General features: G+C 31.7%; 29 protein-coding genes. 1 reads left to right on the forward strand and 28 read right to left on the reverse strand.

The annotated features are described in order from the left end of the window. A partial coding sequence (gene glyS / locus QZZ48_RS07355; protein WP_294963790.1) for a glycine--tRNA ligase subunit beta occupies positions 1–1,158 on the reverse strand: 1,158 nt, incomplete at its 3' end. A gap of 184 nt (positions 1,159–1,342) precedes the next feature. Between glyS and QZZ48_RS07360 the strand changes: the two genes are divergently transcribed. Continuing rightward, complete coding sequence (locus QZZ48_RS07360; protein ID WP_294963793.1) at positions 1,343–1,726, forward strand: class II SORL domain-containing protein; 384 nt, start codon at positions 1,343–1,345, stop codon at positions 1,724–1,726. 88 nt (positions 1,727–1,814) lie between these two features. On the opposite strand, the gene QZZ48_RS07365 is transcribed toward QZZ48_RS07360, so the two are convergent. The 27 genes from QZZ48_RS07365 to QZZ48_RS07495 form a co-directional block, all read right to left on the reverse strand. Further along, positions 1,815–2,258 carry a hypothetical protein gene (locus QZZ48_RS07365; protein ID WP_294963796.1) on the reverse strand — a complete coding sequence of 148 codons (444 nt, stop codon included), beginning with the start codon at positions 2,256–2,258 and terminating at the stop codon, positions 1,815–1,817. A 1-nt stretch (position 2,259) separates the two neighbouring features. Further along, positions 2,260–2,733 (reverse strand): glycoside hydrolase family 108 protein, encoded by a 474-nt coding sequence (locus QZZ48_RS07370; RefSeq protein WP_294963799.1) that lies wholly within the window; start codon positions 2,731–2,733, stop codon positions 2,260–2,262. Positions 2,734–2,735: 2 nt separating this feature from the next. Beyond that, a complete protein-coding gene (locus tag QZZ48_RS07375) occupies positions 2,736–3,050 on the reverse strand; it encodes a hypothetical protein (protein ID WP_294963802.1) in 315 nt (104 codons plus the stop codon). A gap of 20 nt (positions 3,051–3,070) precedes the next feature. Further along, positions 3,071–4,012: a contractile injection system protein, VgrG/Pvc8 family gene (locus tag QZZ48_RS07380; RefSeq protein WP_294963804.1), complete on the reverse strand. Its 942-nt coding sequence runs from the start codon at positions 4,010–4,012 to the stop codon at positions 3,071–3,073. Continuing rightward, positions 4,003–4,215 (reverse strand): tail protein X, encoded by a 213-nt coding sequence (locus QZZ48_RS07385; protein ID WP_294963807.1) that lies wholly within the window; start codon positions 4,213–4,215, stop codon positions 4,003–4,005. Before QZZ48_RS07385 ends, QZZ48_RS07380 begins: the two co-directional genes overlap by 10 nt. Beyond that, positions 4,212–4,565 (reverse strand): phage tail protein, encoded by a 354-nt coding sequence (locus tag QZZ48_RS07390; RefSeq protein ID WP_294963843.1) that lies wholly within the window; start codon positions 4,563–4,565, stop codon positions 4,212–4,214. The genes QZZ48_RS07385 and QZZ48_RS07390 overlap by 4 nt, the downstream gene beginning before the upstream one ends. An 83-nt stretch (positions 4,566–4,648) precedes the next feature. Then, positions 4,649–6,766: a phage tail tape measure protein gene (locus QZZ48_RS07395; RefSeq protein ID WP_294963810.1), complete on the reverse strand. Its 2,118-nt coding sequence runs from the start codon at positions 6,764–6,766 to the stop codon at positions 4,649–4,651. Between the two features lie 290 nt (positions 6,767–7,056). Next, positions 7,057–7,392: a phage tail assembly protein gene (locus QZZ48_RS07400; RefSeq protein ID WP_294963813.1), complete on the reverse strand. Its 336-nt coding sequence runs from the start codon at positions 7,390–7,392 to the stop codon at positions 7,057–7,059. Positions 7,393–7,403: 11 nt separating this feature from the next. After that, complete coding sequence (locus tag QZZ48_RS07405) at positions 7,404–7,901, reverse strand: phage major tail tube protein (RefSeq protein ID WP_294963814.1); 498 nt, start codon at positions 7,899–7,901, stop codon at positions 7,404–7,406. A 1-nt stretch (position 7,902) separates the two neighbouring features. Then, on the reverse strand, positions 7,903–9,063 hold the full coding sequence (locus QZZ48_RS07410; protein ID WP_294963815.1) for a hypothetical protein: 1,161 nt from the start codon (positions 9,061–9,063) through the stop codon (positions 7,903–7,905). A gap of 10 nt (positions 9,064–9,073) precedes the next feature. Continuing rightward, the gene (locus QZZ48_RS07415; protein ID WP_294963816.1) at positions 9,074–9,223 is read right to left on the reverse strand and encodes a hypothetical protein; all 150 of its coding nucleotides are present in this window, start codon (positions 9,221–9,223) and stop codon (positions 9,074–9,076) included. A gap of 15 nt (positions 9,224–9,238) precedes the next feature. Further along, entirely contained in the window at positions 9,239–9,556 is a 318-nt protein-coding gene (locus QZZ48_RS07420; RefSeq protein WP_294963817.1) for a hypothetical protein, read from the reverse strand. Continuing rightward, on the reverse strand, positions 9,526–10,542 hold the full coding sequence (locus QZZ48_RS07425; protein ID WP_294963818.1) for a reverse transcriptase/maturase family protein: 1,017 nt from the start codon (positions 10,540–10,542) through the stop codon (positions 9,526–9,528). The genes QZZ48_RS07420 and QZZ48_RS07425 overlap by 31 nt, the downstream gene beginning before the upstream one ends. Before the next feature lie 284 nt (positions 10,543–10,826). Then, on the reverse strand, positions 10,827–11,165 hold the full coding sequence (gene avd, locus QZZ48_RS07430) for a diversity-generating retroelement protein Avd (protein WP_294963819.1): 339 nt from the start codon (positions 11,163–11,165) through the stop codon (positions 10,827–10,829). A gap of 18 nt (positions 11,166–11,183) precedes the next feature. Then, the gene (locus tag QZZ48_RS07435) at positions 11,184–12,407 is read right to left on the reverse strand and encodes a hypothetical protein (RefSeq protein WP_294963820.1); all 1,224 of its coding nucleotides are present in this window, start codon (positions 12,405–12,407) and stop codon (positions 11,184–11,186) included. Continuing rightward, complete coding sequence (locus tag QZZ48_RS07440; protein ID WP_294963821.1) at positions 12,407–12,910, reverse strand: hypothetical protein; 504 nt, start codon at positions 12,908–12,910, stop codon at positions 12,407–12,409. Before QZZ48_RS07440 ends, QZZ48_RS07435 begins: the two co-directional genes overlap by 1 nt. Beyond that, positions 12,910–13,458, reverse strand: coding sequence for a phage tail protein I (locus QZZ48_RS07445; protein WP_294963823.1), 549 nt, complete (start codon positions 13,456–13,458; stop codon positions 12,910–12,912). The genes QZZ48_RS07440 and QZZ48_RS07445 overlap by 1 nt, the downstream gene beginning before the upstream one ends. After that, positions 13,427–14,611, reverse strand: coding sequence for a baseplate J/gp47 family protein (locus QZZ48_RS07450; RefSeq protein WP_294963825.1), 1,185 nt, complete (start codon positions 14,609–14,611; stop codon positions 13,427–13,429). The genes QZZ48_RS07445 and QZZ48_RS07450 overlap by 32 nt, the downstream gene beginning before the upstream one ends. After that, the gene (locus QZZ48_RS07455; protein ID WP_294963826.1) at positions 14,604–14,894 is read right to left on the reverse strand and encodes a GPW/gp25 family protein; all 291 of its coding nucleotides are present in this window, start codon (positions 14,892–14,894) and stop codon (positions 14,604–14,606) included. The genes QZZ48_RS07450 and QZZ48_RS07455 overlap by 8 nt, the downstream gene beginning before the upstream one ends. Further along, positions 14,894–15,082: a hypothetical protein gene (locus tag QZZ48_RS07460; RefSeq protein ID WP_294963828.1), complete on the reverse strand. Its 189-nt coding sequence runs from the start codon at positions 15,080–15,082 to the stop codon at positions 14,894–14,896. Before QZZ48_RS07460 ends, QZZ48_RS07455 begins: the two co-directional genes overlap by 1 nt. Further along, entirely contained in the window at positions 15,082–15,645 is a 564-nt protein-coding gene (locus tag QZZ48_RS07465) for a phage baseplate assembly protein V (RefSeq protein ID WP_294963830.1), read from the reverse strand. The genes QZZ48_RS07460 and QZZ48_RS07465 overlap by 1 nt, the downstream gene beginning before the upstream one ends. Positions 15,646–15,648: 3 nt before the next feature. Beyond that, positions 15,649–16,074, reverse strand: a complete 426-nt coding sequence (locus tag QZZ48_RS07470) for a hypothetical protein (protein ID WP_294963832.1) — start codon at positions 16,072–16,074, stop codon at positions 15,649–15,651. Then, entirely contained in the window at positions 16,074–16,391 is a 318-nt protein-coding gene (locus tag QZZ48_RS07475; RefSeq protein WP_294963833.1) for a hypothetical protein, read from the reverse strand. The genes QZZ48_RS07470 and QZZ48_RS07475 overlap by 1 nt, the downstream gene beginning before the upstream one ends. Before the next feature lie 6 nt (positions 16,392–16,397). Next, the gene (locus QZZ48_RS07480; RefSeq protein WP_294963835.1) at positions 16,398–16,736 is read right to left on the reverse strand and encodes a hypothetical protein; all 339 of its coding nucleotides are present in this window, start codon (positions 16,734–16,736) and stop codon (positions 16,398–16,400) included. A gap of 10 nt (positions 16,737–16,746) precedes the next feature. Next, positions 16,747–18,543, reverse strand: a complete 1,797-nt coding sequence (locus QZZ48_RS07485) for a phage major capsid protein (protein ID WP_294963836.1) — start codon at positions 18,541–18,543, stop codon at positions 16,747–16,749. An 83-nt stretch (positions 18,544–18,626) separates the two neighbouring features. Next, complete coding sequence (locus tag QZZ48_RS07490; protein ID WP_294963838.1) at positions 18,627–19,151, reverse strand: NUMOD4 motif-containing HNH endonuclease; 525 nt, start codon at positions 19,149–19,151, stop codon at positions 18,627–18,629. After that, entirely contained in the window at positions 19,148–19,405 is a 258-nt protein-coding gene (locus tag QZZ48_RS07495; protein ID WP_294963840.1) for a hypothetical protein, read from the reverse strand. The genes QZZ48_RS07490 and QZZ48_RS07495 overlap by 4 nt, the downstream gene beginning before the upstream one ends. Between the last annotated feature and the right edge of the window lie 109 nt (positions 19,406–19,514).

Consider the following 19,514-nt stretch of genomic DNA (forward strand, 5'->3'; position numbering starts at 1 on the left):
AGATACAGCTCTTTGTAGGTCTTCTTTCTTAGCATTGGGCTTGTACTTATCAAATAATGTATTAGCTATTTTTGTTTCTCTATCTATCTTATCTTTAACACTACCAAGACCTTTAAAGAAAGCGACTTTTTCAAGTCCATCTGTACTTAGTCCAGCTTTAAGGTCATTATCATAGAAGAAAAGCCCATCAGCTAAACGAGGACGAAGAACTCTTTCATTTCCTTCTATCACTTTAGAGTAGTCATCAGTAAGTGCATTTGATACAACAACGAACTTGTTTAAAAGTTTTCCATCTTTAAAAACTGGAAAATATCTTTGGTGTTCTTTCATAGAAGTAATAATAACCTCAGGAGGAAGTCTTAAGAACTCTTCATCAAATGAACCAAGAAGTGCAGTTGGATGTTCAGTAATAGCTACAACCTCTTTAAGTAGGTCTTCATCTACTTCTATGTTAATGCCATTATCTTTTTCTAAAGATGCAAAGTCTGCAAGTATGTCTTCTCTTCTTTGTTCTTGAAAAAGAGTAACTCCACCATTTTTCAACATATCAAAGTAATCTTTAGCTCCAGAAATTTCAACTGAATCAAAGTTAGATATACGGTGAACAAAAGTCTCTTTTTTAGACTTTACACCAAATAGTTCTACATCTACAAGATTATCACCTAAAAGTACATTTACCCAACGAATAGGTCTGATAAAACTCTCAGATGCACTACCCCATCTCATAGACTTACCAAACTCTAAAGAGTTTATCCAAGTGTTGATGATGCCACTAAGAAGCTCAGTTGACTCTTTACCTTTTAGATCTTTTTTATAGTAAAGAACTTCTTTGCCACCTTTAGTACCAGTAGAAATCTCATCTAGTGAAACTCCACACTTTTTAGCAAAACCATTTGCCGCAGGGGTAGGAACACCATCTTTATAAGCAACTGCTATTGGAGCACCAAAGAACTCTTCTACACTATCTTCTTGCTGAGTTTTAAACTCTCTATGCCAAATAACCAAACGACGAGGAGTATAGTAAAATTCAAATTCACCAAGAAGTGAATTTTTCTCTAAAATATCAGCATACTTTTTTTCAATATTTCTTAACTCTTTTAAAAGTGGAACAGCCGGTAACTCTTCAACACCTATCTCTATTAGTAATGGTTTTAACATATTTGTACTCTTTTATTAAATTAGCGCGATTTTATCTACTTTTTGGTTAAAGTGTTCTTTTTCTATATTTATTCTATTATAAAAGAAATCTTAAATAAGATAAATAAACTCTTATTTATGTTTTAGTAAATTATTATAAGTTACAATAGCATATAAAATTTAAAAAGAACAAAAAGGAATCCAAATGCCAAAGATTAACAAATACGTTGATATCGACACTGTAGAAAGAGAAGCTAAGAAAGATTTAATTGATCGTCACTCTCCATTTATTCACTGTGCAAGCACTGCTAAAGTTGGTGAGCCGTTTGAAGTAACTGTTAAAATGGGTAACGAGTATACTCATCCAGATGATTTTGATCACTATATTGAGTCTGTAACTCTTTTCAATGGTGAAGCTAAATTAGCTCAAGCTACTTATATTCCGGGAGCTCTAGGAAATACTAAAGCTCATAACACTACAACTTTCACAGTAATCCCAACTGGTAAAAAACTAAACCTAGTTGCACATGGTTACTGTACTAAGCATGGCATCTGGGAAGGTAAACCAGTAGAGGTAACTGTAAGCTAATACTTACAAAGACCGTATTTAAGGAAAGGGTGTCAGTTTTATACTTTCACCCTTTTTTAGTTTTGGTAGCCTATTGGTAACCTAAAAACTAATCTTTTACTTTACCTTTTATTCTCTCAATAGTTTTACCGCCAAAAAAAGCAACAAAAACAGTCATAGCTAAACCTTGAAATAATTGTATATATGCTTGGTTTATTTTAAATTCACCTATGTTACCATCCATAAAAGCCATAATAGACAAAATAACAATCATATATATAAGAGTTAAAGGTCTTACACTTTTAGTTAAAAAATTGCCACTATTATCACTAACCCATCTTTCAGTAATATTATTAGTTTCATTTTCTACCAAACCATAATCAAGCTTTTTATCTTCAATACCAAGTTTTGCCATTTCTAAATTATGATTTAGATTTGTTTTAAGCTTTTCATTTTCTTTTTCAGCTCTCTCTTCATCACTTGTTATTAAATCATCAGCTACTTTACCAATAGTTTCAACAATTCCACCACCAAAAAAATCCATTAATCCCATATTATGCTCCTAACACTCTATTTATCCAACCAAATAAAAACTTTCTATTTGCTGGTCTTTTTTTAACTAAATACACATATCTAGCTATCTTTGATAATCTAAATTTAGATACCAATAGTTCAACATCCATAGCATTTATCTTTTCAAGTGTTTTAGTTCCTATGATACCATCCGGGTGACTTCCTACAACCATTTGAACTAATTTACTTGATGTTCTTGCACCCATATTAACAGCTGTATCAAATATTTCAAGTGCAACTAAATCATCAGTTATATCATCACCTTTGATTTTATCCCAGTAGTCCCTTTTGTAAATAGCTTTTGCTTCATCAGTTGTAAGATTTTTAATATCTACATTTGGGTAAGCTCGTTTAGATATACCAAACTTTGTTTCACCACCTCTATCTTTTGGGTCATTTACATAACCACCCTCATTAACTAATATTTCATCAATCGCATTTTCAAATCTTGCCATAACTACCCCTTTTCTAATTTAGTTAGTATTTTTTCAATACCATTTTCAAGTTTGTCAAACTTTTCATCAATGTGTTTTTCCATCTGTTTAAAAAGTTCTTTTGACACAAATTTACTATCAGCTTGTGTCATAGTCATACTGCTTTTTATCATTACTTTGTGTTCAGATAAACTTTCACTATGTATATCAACTTTTTCACCAAGACCTTTTAATATTTTAAATATCGCTTCAATCTGCTTATCATTGTTTTCTACTTTATTTTTTGTAATTGCAAAGGTAGACACTACACCTACAATCGCTATTACTATACTTATCATCCAACTTTCCATATTACTTATTACCTCTCAAATTCTAAACTTGTAACCCAACCGTTTACATCAAATGTATGGCTAACTGACTTGATTTGATACTCACCATCATCTTCAAGTGTATCTATCAATATTAATTTACCACCAGCAAATATAACTTTACCCTCAAGGCTCAAACTTCCACTAATTAAACCTTGATTTGCTTTTTGTAGTTTAGCTTTGGCTTTTGTCATAGCTTCAGCTTCATCTTTAAAGCTCCCTTTGTTGATTAAGCACGGTTTACCACTTCCAGCTATAACTTCTACGGCTTTATTGTTTTTAGTGTCGTGGTAAGTGCTTTTACAAGATTTATATAGTGTTTTATTTGAATGTTGGATTGATATTGTAGATGTGTTTATTTCACTTATTGTATATGATGGTAACTCTTCATTTTTCTTATCATCTGTTATCTTTTTAGTGAAAATTAAAGTACCGTTTTTGATGTTGAAAATAGAGTTATATTCTTTAGCTAATCTATCTAAGAAGTGTAAATCACTTTCACCACTTTGTGCTAATGAAACTATAAAAATATCATCAAAATCACTTTTTAGTTTAAGTCCACTACGATTAGCTATTTGGCTGCATATATCTTTTATAGATACCTTTTCATAGGTAATATCTCTTTTTTCTTTTAGTTCAGTTCCAAAGTTCACACCAGTAGCACTAATACTTAAAACATTGTTATCAGTACGATTACTTGTTTGAACTGTAAATAATCCACAAAATGTAAGAACATCACCATAACCTAGATATAGTTTTAGTTCATCTTCATATTTCGGTCGTGCATATTCACCACCAACTTCAATAGTAAGTTCATCAGCTTTTTCATTTGCTTCATCTTTAAAAGTAAGTGATATAAGTTCTTCTTTTAGCTTGAGTGTTACATCTGTATCATTTGCTAAGATTTTAAAAACTGGATATTTTACTCCCATAGTGTCTTAGCCTTTTTGATTTGTTCTTTAGGTAGTACAATAACTGGAAGATTTACTATATCACCATCACTAAGAACTGGTGCAGTAGCAAGGTGTGGATTTGCTTCAAATACTTTTTCTATAACTTGCTTTTCTAAAGTCTTGTAAGTATTGTTTATGATGGTATCTAGTCTATCACCACTTTGTGCTATATAAGTTTTCATTCGCCAACCACTTGTAAAACAATTTTGTATGATTGTCTTAAAAACTTACCATCTTTTAAAAAGCTCTCTTGTTCAGCTTCAACATTAAATATTAGAATAGTTTTGATACTACTATCAGTTACAAAAGTTAGAGGTTCACCACCTTTAGCCATAGTTTCAAACTCTTTAAGTTGTTTTTGGCTTTTAACTATTAAAGTACCAGCTATTTCAAGGTTTTCTTCGTGCTTACCACTCTTTTGATAAGTGTCAAAGTTTCCTAGTCTTTGGTGTGCTGAAAATCTAATATTCAATGACTTCTTTAATTTCTCAAAGTTTGTATCATTAATCTCAAATTTAAAATCACCAATCATACCTAGCAAAATGCACTCCTATATTATTTGTAAGAGTTTATTAAAAAAGAGGGATAATTAAAAAGGGACAAAAAATATTTATATTAGATATTTTCATCACTTAGCCCTCTATTGCTTTTGGTTTTTGCTATAGCTTTTTTAACACTAGCTTCTATTTGTGCTTGTAAGTCTTGTGGGATTTTTCCATCTTTTACATCTAGTTTTATATCACCAAAGTTTATAGTAATACTTTGTGATACTTCTTTTACTATAGCTTGTTTTGGTGTTGATAATGGTGTATAGTTTAGATTTGGTTGTGCTGCTACAAGTTGTGAACTTACAGCTGTAGCTGTAGCAACTTTCTTAGCTGTATCACCCATTTTAAATTTAGTATTATTTGTTGTTTTTTTCTCTTCATCTTCATCATTACCAAGACCAAAAAAACTACCAACACTTTTGACAACACTTCCTACACCATCAAGAATACTATCTATTAAATTTTTAAAAGGCTCGAAGTTTTTATACAATACAACTCCTAATCCAATCAATGCAGCTACACCAGTAATGATTAAACCTATTGGGTTTGCGTTTAATGCAGTATTAAAAAGCCATTGTTTTGCAGTTGCTAATGTAGACATAACATTAAACCTTGCATAGTGTAATCTTAACGATTTTAACATAACAATATTTCCTAAAAAAGAACCTCTTAGCGATAGGTTTGCCACTCTCATAGCAAAAGAAACTATTTTTGCAGTTTTCATAACAGCAATAATTGTAAATGTACCAACTACAGCATACCCTATAACAGAACTTAATAATGGAAATTCAGTTATTAAAGTATCAAGCCCAACAGCTAAAGCACCTACAATAGTACCAAGTGTAGATATAGCTGGATAAAGAACTTTACCAATAGTTGCACCAAGGTTGGCTAGTTGATTACCTAGTAGTTGAAAACCTTTACCTTTTTGTGTAGCTTTCATCATATCATCAACAGTTTTAGTACCGTTTCTCATAGATTTATCCATAGCATTGATATTATTTCTAAGCTCATCAACTTCACCATAGTAAGCGGTAATAAACTTCATACCCTCTTCAGTACCAAAAGCTTTTTTTAGTTCTTGTTTCTCCATATCATCTAAAGTTTCACCGTATTTACTTCTTAACTCTTCCAGGATTAAAGGGGCTGATTTTAACTGATTATTACTATCTAAAAATTCAAGACCTAAATCTTTTTGTGCTCCAACTGCACCAGTTAAAAAACCTTTATAAGCAGTTGCTGCTTCACTACCACTTGAAAATGATTTTTGCATTTGACCAAGTATCGCTATTTGTTCAGATAATGGTACATTTGATGTAGTAGCTTGTGCTCCCAATGTTTCTATAGCACTTTGCATTTTAGTACCATCTGTTTTAAACATCTGCACAGCTGAACCTATACCAGCACTAAAAGTTTCACCAAATTTTATATCTTTTTCTTCCTGGCTTAATTTATCCCAACCTTTTATAGTTTTAGCTCCAAACTCTTCAAACTGTTTACTATAAATTCCATAACCAGTAGCAAAAAAAGAGGTCATTTGTGTAGTTGTACTTTTTGTAGCACCAGCTGTAATAGCAGCCATTCTAGTGTATTTTCCTATAGCTTCATCACTTAGTGAAGATATACCACTTTTAATATCGTATGAAGCTTTTAAAAACTCCGGTGTGGTAGTACCAGCAAATTCATTAGAAAAAGCTTTTGCTTCAGCTGTAATTTTCCCTATACCAACATCACCTATTTTAAGTGATTGAAGCTCACCTTGTGCCTGCATAACTTCACTTCTAAGATTTATCACACCACCTATAGCCATACCACTACCAACTGTTGCAAGTAAACTATCTTTTTCAGCCATAAGGTTGTTTTTTTCTATCTGTATATGACCTTTGATAATTGCATTTTTTTTAAGTTTTAATAATTCACTATTTGCTTTTTTAGTGTACTTTGAAATGTTGTTTAAATCTACACCAACATCTTTTAAACTACGACCAAGTTTTACAAACTCTTTTCTATTTCCTTGAGTGTTTTTTTGAAGCTCTTTAAATCGTTTTATATTGATTTTGGTTTTATCCATTTTTTTGATTTCTGAACCTATTTGTGATATACTCTTAGAAGATGATTTTATAGAGGAATTAAAAGATGAAGCTATTGCCCCACCAATTACAACACTTAAAGCTAATTTTTCCATTTTTAATATCTCCTATTTTTATATCAGCAATATTTACTTTTATATTTGTGCTACCTTTAGCACTTCCATACAATCAAATAAACTTAACAAATAGTGAACATATCTTTACTGTTTTATTTGTAATGATACTTTTTACTTCACTATTTACAAAATTTATTAATCACTTGAAAACTCGTTAGCTTTTTCAACAAAAAAAACAAACTCATCTAAATCCATATTTAACATATCGCTATAGCCAAAATGCAAGGTAGCACCAATAAGTGCCATCCCTTGCTGTACATCACTATAGCTTATGATAAAAAAGTAGCTAACTTTCTTTGGTAAACCTCATAATCTTCAAGCGGCATATCATCAATTTCTTTAGCTGTAAGATTACATAAATCACCAATGATTTTATATTCTTGTTCAGCTGGTGTTTTTTCCATCTGCATTTTTTTCATATTTAATGGTGTTGGTTTATTCATCTGTACTTGTGAACCATCACTTAAAGTAAAATCATCAGCTTTTTCAAGCTCTTCTATCTCTTTTTGAACCTCTTTAAGTCTTTTAGCTTCTTGAAGTTTTTTTAACTTTTCTTCAGCAAGTTCAAGTTCAGTTTTTTCCACTTTTTCATTATCTTTTGGCATAGTTTCCCTTTTTATAAAATGTGACTTCTAAGAGTTGCTAGATAATCAACTCCACCAATCATACCAATCATATTTTTAGTATCAAACATACATAACGGTACACCATCATATTCATAACCAAAGATAGTAGCTGTACCTTTTAAAGTTGTTTCAGCTCCCTTTTGTGATATAGATGGTTTACCTTGAATTGTTGCAACAAATGGTTTTTTAACACCATCTTGAATAGTTGAACCTTTGATTGTAAGGTTTACACCTAAACCACTTGCTAAACCAGCACCAACAGATACATAAATATCTTGGTCAATCTCTTTAATTACAACTTCAAAATCAAGCTTTTTAAATACACCAGTACCATAACTTTGTTCAAATCCACCAGCTTTTACAGTTTCTTCAATCTCTTCAATATCAGGTAGTTTTAAACCATCTTTATCAGTAACACCAGCTTTACCGATACCATTTACAAAAACAGTACAATCAACAACCGTTTCAGGTAATTTTATTCCAGCCATCTTATTCACCTCCATTTATATAATTTATTAAAGTTTCACCCCATTTATCAGAGTAAATCAATTCAATATTAAGTTCTCTAATACTTGGCATGTCTTGAAATTTTATTGTTAAATAAAACTTACCAGCTGTTACAGTTGCAGCTGTATTCTTTTTAGGGTCAAAAAATACTTCAAAACCTATACCAACTTTTGCACCTATCATTTCATTGTTAAATTCAACGATTGATTTTTTAACCCATACAAGCTCGTCCGCTTCTCTATCTCTAGCCCATTTACTAGCTTTGATAATAGCTGCTAACATTCTATGAAATGCTCTTACACGGTCAAGTGACTGCCAAATAGGGTCTATGTCTCTTGTTTCAAATCCGTACAATCTCCAACCAACATCTTTAACAATACTTGCACAACCTTGTTTTCTTAATCTTTTAGCTTCACTATCACCACTATCGTAATATTCCACACCTTTGCCATTGTTTCTAGTTGTACCAGCTACACCTAAAACTACTCTATTTGAATGATTTTTAGCCCATCCAAAAGGATCATTTCCTCCAGCTGGTTTAACTACATCACATCTAGCAATATGACCAGCTATTAGTGATGACATTGGTATATTTTCACCATCTGCTTTATAATAACCAGTACCGTGATAGATATATTTACTTCCAAAGTTTGATAAGAAGTCTACAACACCAGCTTCAACATCACTAAAATTGTCAATAGGTGAGCCAGGACACCATAAAGTGCTAGAAATACTATCAATTTTTGCAGCTACTTGAGTATTAGCTGAATATACTGGTGAAAATACTAAACCATTTTTTAAATCAATTCCAGTAAGTGGACTTGATTGTTTAATTTCAGTTAAACCAGCTAAGATATTTGTAATGTTTGTAGCTTCGATTGCATCGTGTGTAGATATATGTAAAACTATAGGACAATTAACACCTTGAAGTTCAATACCTTTTAGTGCTACTTTTAAAGTACCAGCTGTAATATTGTTATCTTTTACAAAAGTTAAACCATCTGTAGCATTGTTAAACTTTTTAATACCAATTTCAGTAGTATCAGCAGTTACAGCCATAGCTAAAGGTGTTGAACTATCAACACTAATAGGTCTTGCAGCTTCAACCCCAAAACCTCCATTTATACCAAATTCTAAATCCATCTTTTACCCCTTACTTTGTTTTAGTAGCTGTTGGTTTTACTTCAGCAACTACACCACGACCAATTAAAGCTTTTGATGTAGCTTCATCAAACTCTTTTACTTCATCTTTTTTAAACCAAACACCATTAAGTGAAAAGCCTTTTTTAAATTTTACTTTCATACTACTTCCTTATTTTTAGTTAGGTTTTGGATATTTTTGTTTAATACTTTTAATTGTATCTATCCAAATTGTTGTACCATTTACTTCATCATCAAACCTAAGTTCATCTTGATTTAACTTTGAATATTCTTTTTGTCTATCTCTTTGATATTTTGTAGCTTCAAAATTAATTATCTCTTGTTCTAATTCTTCCTTAGCTTTTTCAATATCAATTTCTAAAACTTCATTTTTATCATCAAGGAAAATAAATTTTTCCTCTTTCATAACAACTCTTCTTCCAGTATTTCTTGATAAAATATCAACTAACGGACTAACTGTATTTTCATTTTGCACAATGCAACCTCCTTATTTATGAATTGAACTAAATTAAAACTATCGGCACTTTTTAAATGACCGCCCCATGAAGCTAAAAACATCTTTAATTTCTCAATATCATTCGTTTTTTTATACTTCTTGATTTTCCTTTTAGCTCTTACAACACTATCTTTTCTGATAAGTTTATAATCTGCAGTTATTCTATATCCAAGAAAATTTAAAGGCTTGTGTATGTTATTTATATACCACTTGCTAAATTTTAATTTCATATATAATCTACTGAATAGTGCTAATGCTCTTTGAAACTTTTTAAGTTCATTTACATCATTACTAAGTATCACCGTATCATCCATATATCTGAAATAATGTTTAGCTCTTAATTTTGTTTTTATAAACCTATCAAATATATGACCATATACATTAGCAAATAATTGACTAAGTAAATTACCAATAGGAATACCAACACCTTTATCATCACCAAAAAGCTTTAATAAATTTAAAACTTTTTTATCACTAATTTTATTTTCAATCTCTCTAAATAAAATACTTCTATCTATAGAGTGAAAATACTTACTAAAGTCCATCTTTAGATAGTAAACTAAACCATTTTTAGATAAATATCTTATTTTTGATTGTGTCATTTTTACACCCTTGTGAGTGCCTTTGTTTTTTCTACAAGCAAAATTAAAACTATAAAATACCTTTTCAAAGATAGGTTCTAAAATATTATTGATTGAATGTTGAACCACCCTATCTCTAAATGGTAAAGACCTAATAAGTCTTTCTTTTGGTTCATACACTAAAAAAGAATGGTACTCACCGTGCGTGTATCTTTCTTCTATCATTGTTTTTTGTAAAAGATATAAATTTGCTTCTAAATTTTCTTTAAATTTTAAATGACCAGCTGTAAATCTATTACCACCTCGTACTGCTTTCATATAAGCAATTCTAAGGTTATCAATATTAACAATTTGTTCAAATAAATTTTTATATCTTTTACCCATTTTTCTTACCCTTTAAAATGCTGTCTTGTGCTTTCAAATTAGTTACTCCCACTTTTACAGACCTCTTAATGTATTTGCTATCGCGGGACAAACAAGCTGACCACAAAATGTAGGTCGCTCCACACTTGCCTTAGCAAAGCATGAGAGCATATTGTTTATTGTACTCACAAGCGAAACGACAACCAATGTTCCAATTCGAATTCCAAACATAGTTGTTCCAATTCGAGGCACGAGAACCGGCATTAACCCCATTGTCACGGTTGCCACCCAGTAGAACTGCTGTCTCATTTGCCCTTAATCCAACTATTTAAAATCTTTCCAACTTCAGCGATTTTAATACTAGCTACTCTATGTTGTTTTTGGCTGATAAGCTTTCTATTCTTATCAGCCAAAAATCTAAGATAAAACCTAATACTTGCTAAGTTACTATCAGCCTCATATAATCTACTTTTTTGATTAGATTTTAAAGCTTTATAAAAAAGTTCTACTTGTTCAAAAATGATTAGTAAAACTCTTTCTTTTACTACGCCATGCCTCCGTTGGATATTTTGAAGCACAGGGTAAATATAATTTACAAATTCTTCATATTTTTCAATAATAATTAAATCATTTGCATTATTCATATCGTTCGCTTCCGCTCTCTATACAAGCTTCATGTGGTCACAAGCGAAACGACAACCAACGCCCCAACCCGAACTCCAAACATAGTAGTCCCAATTCGAGGCACGAGAACCGGCATTAACCCCATCGTCACGGTCGCCACCCAGCAGAACTGCTGTAGGTGAATTTGATGTTGAATAAACTTGACCTCGTTGTTCAAGATTATCTTTCCAAGCAAAAGAAGTAGTTCCATAGCCATTCATCAAATCTTTACCCCATAGATACTGAACACCAGTAGCTTGTTCAATTCCATATTTAGAAGTTAATTCAGAGTAGTGTTCAACTTTTCCAGCCACAATCTCATATCCATTTGTACTAGAACTTTTACCCTCATTCACACCATAAGCTATAGCCATAAACTCCTCATAACTGATAAGTTCTTTTGAATGTGCTTTTGCTATTTCTGTTGTATGTATCCATTTGAAAGACCCATAATCAATATTTCCATCACCTCCATATTCTAATGGTATTTTAGGTCTAGCTCTACCATAATCTGTAGTACCAGCAGCTATAATAGTATTTGCTTTAGATGTTCCATTTGTAATATGTTCACTATTTAATAAATAAATGTCATACCATTTACCCCCTATATAGACCATACCCTCCGGGTTTGAAATTGGTCTAAACTTTAAATCCCAAAAAGAGTATTTGTTAATACCATTGATAGCAGTCATATCATCAGTTGTTTTATTTCCAGTAGGTGTTTCATCTTCAGGAATAAGTCCATAGTGAAAACCACCAATTAGTTTGCTATTAGTTGATGTAAAGCCATCAGGATTAAGCTTACTAGCACTTATTATAAAACCACCATCAGATAGAGCAAAAACATAATAATCAGTACCTGATGTTTTCAATCCAGTATCTAAATTAACATTTAGATCTAGTGTAAAATCTGATACCGTCTGTATAGTATTCTCTCCAACCCTAACCCTAAAGCCTAATAAAATCTTTATCGAATATGCTGTTACTTTCTCAAAAATTGGTTTATCAACATCTAGCTTATCAAATATCGTATTACTCATATCAGATAATATCTTAGCCCTATTAGGAATTGTGCTATCTACAACATTTCCATCTTCATCAATTAATTGAACGGTTACATCAGCTGGAACACTATCAAAATAAATAGCCCCAATATTCCTAACCCAACTACTTACTACAGTTATGTAGTTATTTATCTTTGTCTGTAAAGCTGTTAAATCCATTAGCTTACTCCTATTTTATTTTTTACTAAACCAAGTTGTTTAGCATTTTCCATCTCTTGAAGTCCAAGAGATACTGAAGTATCAATTATGCTTAACTGTAAATCATAATAATCAGTAGGAACATAAATAAAATCCATCAAACCATCTACATTTTCATAATCAATCTGAACCTTTACGGTTTGTTTCAAACCATTACCTATACCATTAATTGTTGATACACTAAAAAGTGTGCCATCCTCAAGATATATAGCAACAGTTTTAACTTCCTCAACTGCTTCATCCGGGTTTACTGTACAAGTAAATTCTATATTTGAATTTTGAACCATAGATACCATTGATATATTTTTAGTTATCCAAGGTGTAATATCATCAGATACAAGTTCAGCAGCTGGTGTAATAACTTGATTTGAAAAAGCAAATGTTTTAGGTTTTGCTAAAATTCCACTACTATTAGCATTTATTAAAGCATTGATACCAACATTTGTTAATAATGTATTTGCCATTAATTCACTCCATAAGGTGCTATTTCTGTTACTTCAGATATAGCACCTATACATATTTTTAAAGTGCCCTTAGATGTAGCGATTACATCAGTTTCATCTAAGATACTTCTTACATTTTTAAATAGTCCAACATATTTTTCAAGCTCTTCTATCATGTCAGGTGTTATAGGTCTATCTTCTACAGATAAATCTATCTTAAAGTGATAAGGTTCACCCTCATATTCGAACCACTTTTTAATAGTAGCTTTCATATTTAAAGCTTCAAATACTTTTTTAACAGCTCCAGTAGTGCCTTTTATCTTGTGTAGTTCTAAGCTTTTAGTGATTAAAGCTCTTTTGTTATCAATACTAAGGCTTTCATCCCAAAAATCCACCTTAAAAGCATAAGCCAAAAATGGTAGATACTTTTCATCACACTCTAAAGGATTTGCTAAAGTTTCAATAGCTTTTATTTCACTAGATAACTGTTTAAAAGTTTCACTAGCTACATAATCAGCACTATGTAACTTTATATCTTCAAATGATGGTATAAGTGATTGTGTTTTCACTATTTACTCCTATACTGTCATTTGGTACAACTACATTACTTGTAGGTTCTGATATAACTACTTCTTTAACACCTGGTACTTTTAAAAACTCATTTATTTCACTAAGTGTTATATCTGTACCAATTTGTTTAAGTGATTTTATACCTACATCAAGAGCAGCCATAGCATTACTATATACTGTTGCTGTTTCTTGATTTGGTAATATTTTAAGTTCAGCACTTACACTAAAAGGTATTTGAGTAGCTTGTGCCACTTTTAACTTATCAGTAAGTGGTATCACATCATCATCACTTAGTGTTAGTTCTATTCGTTCTTGCATTAAGCTATCAGCATTTTGGCTATAGTAAAATATTTCTACTGTAGCCATATCTGTAAATACTTGTGTTAGTGCTGCTAATATTCCAACTTCATCTTGACCAACAAAAAGAGGTACATAAGTAAGTAATGGTTTTAGTCCACTTCTTACAGCTACATCTTCAATCCGTTCATCAGCATTAAAAGTAAATGACTTGTAAGTTTCTTCACTTCCAGCTGTTGATTTATCAGCCATAGATAAAAGTATTCTTTGTTTAAACTCTTCATCACTTTCAACATCACTACCATTTAAAAATGTATCTTTAGCACTTGCTTTAATTACAAATGGTAAAGGTGTAGTAATAATTTCAGTTTTGATTTCACTTGATTTTATTTCAAGTTCTAGTTCAACTATACCGCTTGCTTTATCTTCACCAGCACTTATAATTACATCACTTAAAAGTTTTGCTTGATAATTACTTGTTTCATCTGTTAAGATTAAATTACCTGGTATAACTACATCTTGCCCAAGTACATCACTTAGAGTAAATTCATAAGTTGCGTAAGGATAAGAGCCTTGCAGCCTTTTAATTCCACCATAAAATGTAAATGCTAAATAATCAAGGTCACGACCAGTAGAAAACGGTAAGAAAAAAGCTTTTACTATGTTGTTGAACTCCGCTCTAAGATGAAGTTCATTATAAGCAAAAGCTTGATTAACAATAGTAAATTCATCACTTTCAAGTGGTTGCCAATTTGGTACTAAAACTTTAAAATTACTTATATTCTTTGCTAAGATTTCTTCATAATCTAAAGTTCTTAAAACTTCCGGCATTTTTACACCATTTAAACTAATCATTTTCTACCTCTATTATTTCACCGTTTGTAAGTATAATTACCAAAGTAACTACACCGTTTACTGGTTCAACTTTAAAATCTACATTTTCAACTTTTACCCTTGGTTCATTATTGATTATCGCTTCATAAGTATATTTTTTAGCTAGTAGTCTATATTCATCATTAAACTCTCTATCTCTAAGTGTATAAAGTAGTGAACCGAAATTTGGTCGCATTACTCTAGAACCTAATGGAGTTTTTAAAATCCTATTTATACTATCTTTGATACTTACTTTAAAATTCATCAAGTAACCTTATATGTTCCACTACTACTACCAGTTGTTACTGGCACTTCAGCACTAGCTTTAATATGTTCCACTACAGCTTTTGCTATAGCTTCACAAAAGCATTTATTTTGTGCAATAAGTCCAAATCCACAAGATGTAAGATTTGTTTGTATATCTGTTGCTAAAGTATCACTATCAAGTGCCATTACTTTTTACTCCTAGTATTTAAACTAAAATCATGATGTGGTGCTCCCGTAAATGCACAAATACAATTACCAGTTACCACACCTTTACCACCAGTACCTAAATCAATACTATTACTATCAACAACTACACTATCAGCAACTACATCAACCGTATCAGCTGTTACTGTTGCAGCTTTACAAATGATGGTAATTTTGTCACTAGCATTTACTTTAAGTTCTTTAGCTTCAGTATCATAAGTGATAACAGTTCCATCTTCAAAATCTATAACTTCAGTATGGTCATTTGCTAAGTCGTGTTCTTTACGATTTTTATTAAAAATACCTCTTATGATAAAACCAACACTAGCTTCACCAAAAGGATGAATAACTAATACTTGTTCACCAACTCGTGCCGGGATAAAATGTCTTTTGAATGAATTTGAAAAAGATAAAATAGGATAAAAAGCCGTTGTTCTTGTAAGTAGTTTCACACGAGCCAAGGCTTTACCCTTACTACTTTGTGTTTCACTAATAGTTCCAACACTAGCTATATTATCAAGCAACCTTTTTAATTCAGACCACATAGTTTACTGCTCCCATCTTCCAGTAGCATAAGCAACTGTAAATTCAAGTCTTACACCACCATATACATCAGCTTTATGTTCAACCAAAGAGTCACTACCTTGGTAAGAACATTCATAATTAAGTGTATCTTCAAGTATTCCAAAAGATTTAAGTACATCACTTGTAACTTCTCTCATATCCCAAGTTGTATTATCTTTGTTGTTTACAGCAATATCAATTTCAATCTTTAGCTTATGCTGTAATATTTGGTTTTCATCTGTAGTATTATCTGTAGTATCCCTAATAATGATTGCCGGGTATTCATCTTTATCAAGTGGCTTACTCATCCATTCATAAACATTTTTACCAGCTTCACTATAAAAGCCATTTGCATTACTGATTTTTTTCATTTGTTCAACAATACTAGTTACTATTATTTGTCTTTTCATTATTCTTTTTCCAAATACACTATAGTAGTGCCATCTTTTTGTTTGGGTTTTTCAATCACACCATAATTCAAACCATCTATCACAAAAAGAGATTTATGAGTAATATTAGTAGCTTTAGAAGTTGGTAATGTCAAAGATGGTACTAATGCTTCTACACCAGCAAATTCACCTTTATCAAGTACAACTTCAGTAGCTTCATCAAAGATAATATTTAGCTTTTCATTTTCGCCCGCGAAATAATGCACGGTAAGAATTGCAAATTCATCTAAGTTAAAACTAGCTTCTAAGTCTTTACCCATCATCTCGTTTAAGTTCATCAGATACTACTCAGCTTCTTCAAAATCAACATCTTCAAGTAATGAATAAATGTCATCTTTAGTTTCATCTGTAATAGTCAAACCACAAGCTGTAGCAAATTCAACTAATGGGTCTTTGTTTAGTTTTGTATAATCAACTTCACCTAACTCTTCAAGTGTCATTTCATTAAAACTTACAGTATCCCCACTAGTTACTTGCAACAAAGCTTCATCAGTCGCTACACCTCTTGCGATAAGCTCTTTAGCTTCTTTTTCAGTTACATCAACTTCATCACCCTCTTTGCACATTTCACCTCGTACAAAGATGGTAGATAAAATAATAATTGTTATTAATTTTTCAGCCATCTATTACCCCTTATACTTGGTCTATATTAGTTGTTGCAGTAAATGCTTCAGCATACTTAACACCAATATCTACACTTTGGAATGCACGAATTACGATACCACCACTATCAGCTTTTTCGTATGGGTCAATCATAATATCAAGCCCACCCCATAGACCAGTTATCATTTGGCTAAAGTCACCAAATAGTAAAGTATTTGCAGCTACTTGATTTGTTCTAGTATGGTTGTAACCATTTACTTCACCTTTTTCAAGTAAGTATTCAGAACCGTTAGCAGCTTTTAAAGTAGTTTTTAACTTACCAGTAACACCAGCACCACTAATAAAGTTCATATTGTCAATATCAGCATTACTATTAGCAATTTGTGTATCAAAATCAACAACTTTAGCCCAAGATAGACCAGCTGAACAATCAACACCATTTATACCAGTAGTATTTAAAAGACCTAATGGCTGACCATTTGCACCTGTACCGCTTATAGCAGCTTTATCTATTGCAAGTGCAATATTTGCAGCTAAATCATTCATAACTAAGGCTTCTACTTCCGGGTTACCTTGAAGTAACATTTGTCTAGTGTATGCAGTTTTTGCACTTACTGTTTTTGGTTTAAGTTCAATAAGACCAAGACCAAGTTCACTAGCTGTAGTATCGCCACCCTCATTAATCCAATAAGCTGTAGATGTACCAGTTTGTTTAGGAATTGCAACATTTCCACTAAGACCACTTAGCACTTTTCCACCAAGTTTAGCAATTACAAGTTTGTTTCTTAAAATCTCAATGAAGTTAGCCCCACCACTTGTAGTATCAACAATAGCAGCACCACTTGTAGCAGCTGTTAAATCTCTCTGTAATACTTGATGTGGAACATAAAAGCCACGGCTATCTTTACCTAGCATTTTTGCAACTTTATCACTAGCTGTTTTTTCATCTTGTGCTTTTGACCAGTCACCAGTTATAGCTGCTGAAATTGCTTTTGTAAGTGAATAGCTTTTAACTTCATTATCGCTCAGTACAACATCACCACCTTTACCATCAATTTGTTTAACAGCACCAAGCTTTTCTAATACAGCTGCTCTAAATTCATTTGCACTTGTACCTTTTTCAATAGCTTCAGTTGATAAATCATCAAGCTTATGTTTTTTACCCATAGCTGATATTTCTCTTACTCTTGCTCTTTCATCATTCATAGCTTTAGTTTGTGCTGCTTCTAATTGTTCAGCTTGTTGTCTTTCTAAAGCTGCTTTTTCTTCAGGTGTCATACCTATCTCCTTAATTTTTTCATTTATTATCTTAACTGGTGATTTAAAATCACTATCAGCACCGCGACCAACACCTACAGTATCATCCGCCGGGATTGAAACTATTGATATTTCATAAGGTTGCCATCTAGTTACTCGGTAGGTTTCCATGCCATTCTTTTCACTTTCAAGCTTCATTTCAAGTATCTGGTATCCCACAGAAACTTTGGTTAGTATCCCATCAGCCACATCACTAAATATTTCATTTGCTTTTTTGTTTTTTCCAAATCTTACAAGTGCTTTACCACGGCTATTATCAATTTTCGCACTCTCTATTACACCAGCGACAATATTACGGTCGTGGTTAAATAGTAGTGGTGCTGAATTGTTAAGTCGCTCCATATCTACTGATGTAGCTGAATGGTCTAGTATTTCAATTCCCCAATATCTTTCATAAGGGTCTTCACTACTAAAACTTAGTTCAACGGTTCTATTTTTTTCATCAACTCCTTTAACTTCAAATTCCCTAAATTGTGGTTTAAGGTCAAGGGTTTTTACTTGTGGTGGCATTGAGATACTCCTATATTATTAATCATAAAAGTATTATTTCTAAAAGAGGGGTTAATTAAAAAGGGACAAAAATTAAAAAAGTATTATTTTTGCTTTGGATTGAGTTTGTCTATATTATTTTTTACAAAGTCTTGGTATGCTTCACCTGCTTCTTTTGCAGTTTTAAAAGTACCTATATTTTTCTTCTTACCATTAATTACTATTCTAGCTCTAAAACCTCGACCTTTTTCAGTTGAGACACCTTGCATACCGTATTTATTATTTTTTTGTTTTCTTCCAGGGTAAGATGTGGTTTTACCTAGTATATCTATAGAGTGTCTTTCATTTTCTTGTGCTGTTGCCCACTCTAAATTTTTTATATTGTTGTTTTGCTTATTACCATCTATATGGTTTATTTGGGGTTTATTTTGAGGGTTTGAGATGAAATGTAAAGCTACTAATCTATGAACTCTAAAAGTTTTATGTAGTTCACCATCCCATAAATTAATTTTTAAATATCCTTGATGTTCTGTTTGAAGTTTCATTTTTAGATTTTTTCGCATAGAATAAATATTACCATCCGTATCTACTTGATATAAACCCTCATAGCCTTTTATATCTATTTTCATTTTGTTTTTTCTAACTTTGTTATTTTATTTTCTAGCATTGCTACTAACTCTTGAGTGCCTACAGCATTTTTTATAGCTACACTTAAAATAGTATTGATAGCTTCATAAGCTTGTCTTTGATAAATACTATCACCCGCTCCGCTTTCTTCCATAAAAACCAAACCCTCTATAAGCACATAGATACCTTTTAATTTATCTACAACTTTAAACTCTACATCTTCACTATTGATTGTGTTTTCAAAATCTTTATTCATTTTAAATCCTTTTTTATTTCAAAGGTTATATATATTAAACCTTTTTGATAATTGAAGTATTACATACATAACCTTAATATATTCTTACAATAGTATTAAATATATTATT

The sequence above is a fragment of the Sulfurimonas sp. genome (genome assembly GCF_016744025.1).
In the GTDB taxonomy this organism is placed as follows: Bacteria; Campylobacterota; Campylobacteria; order Campylobacterales; family Sulfurimonadaceae; genus Sulfurimonas.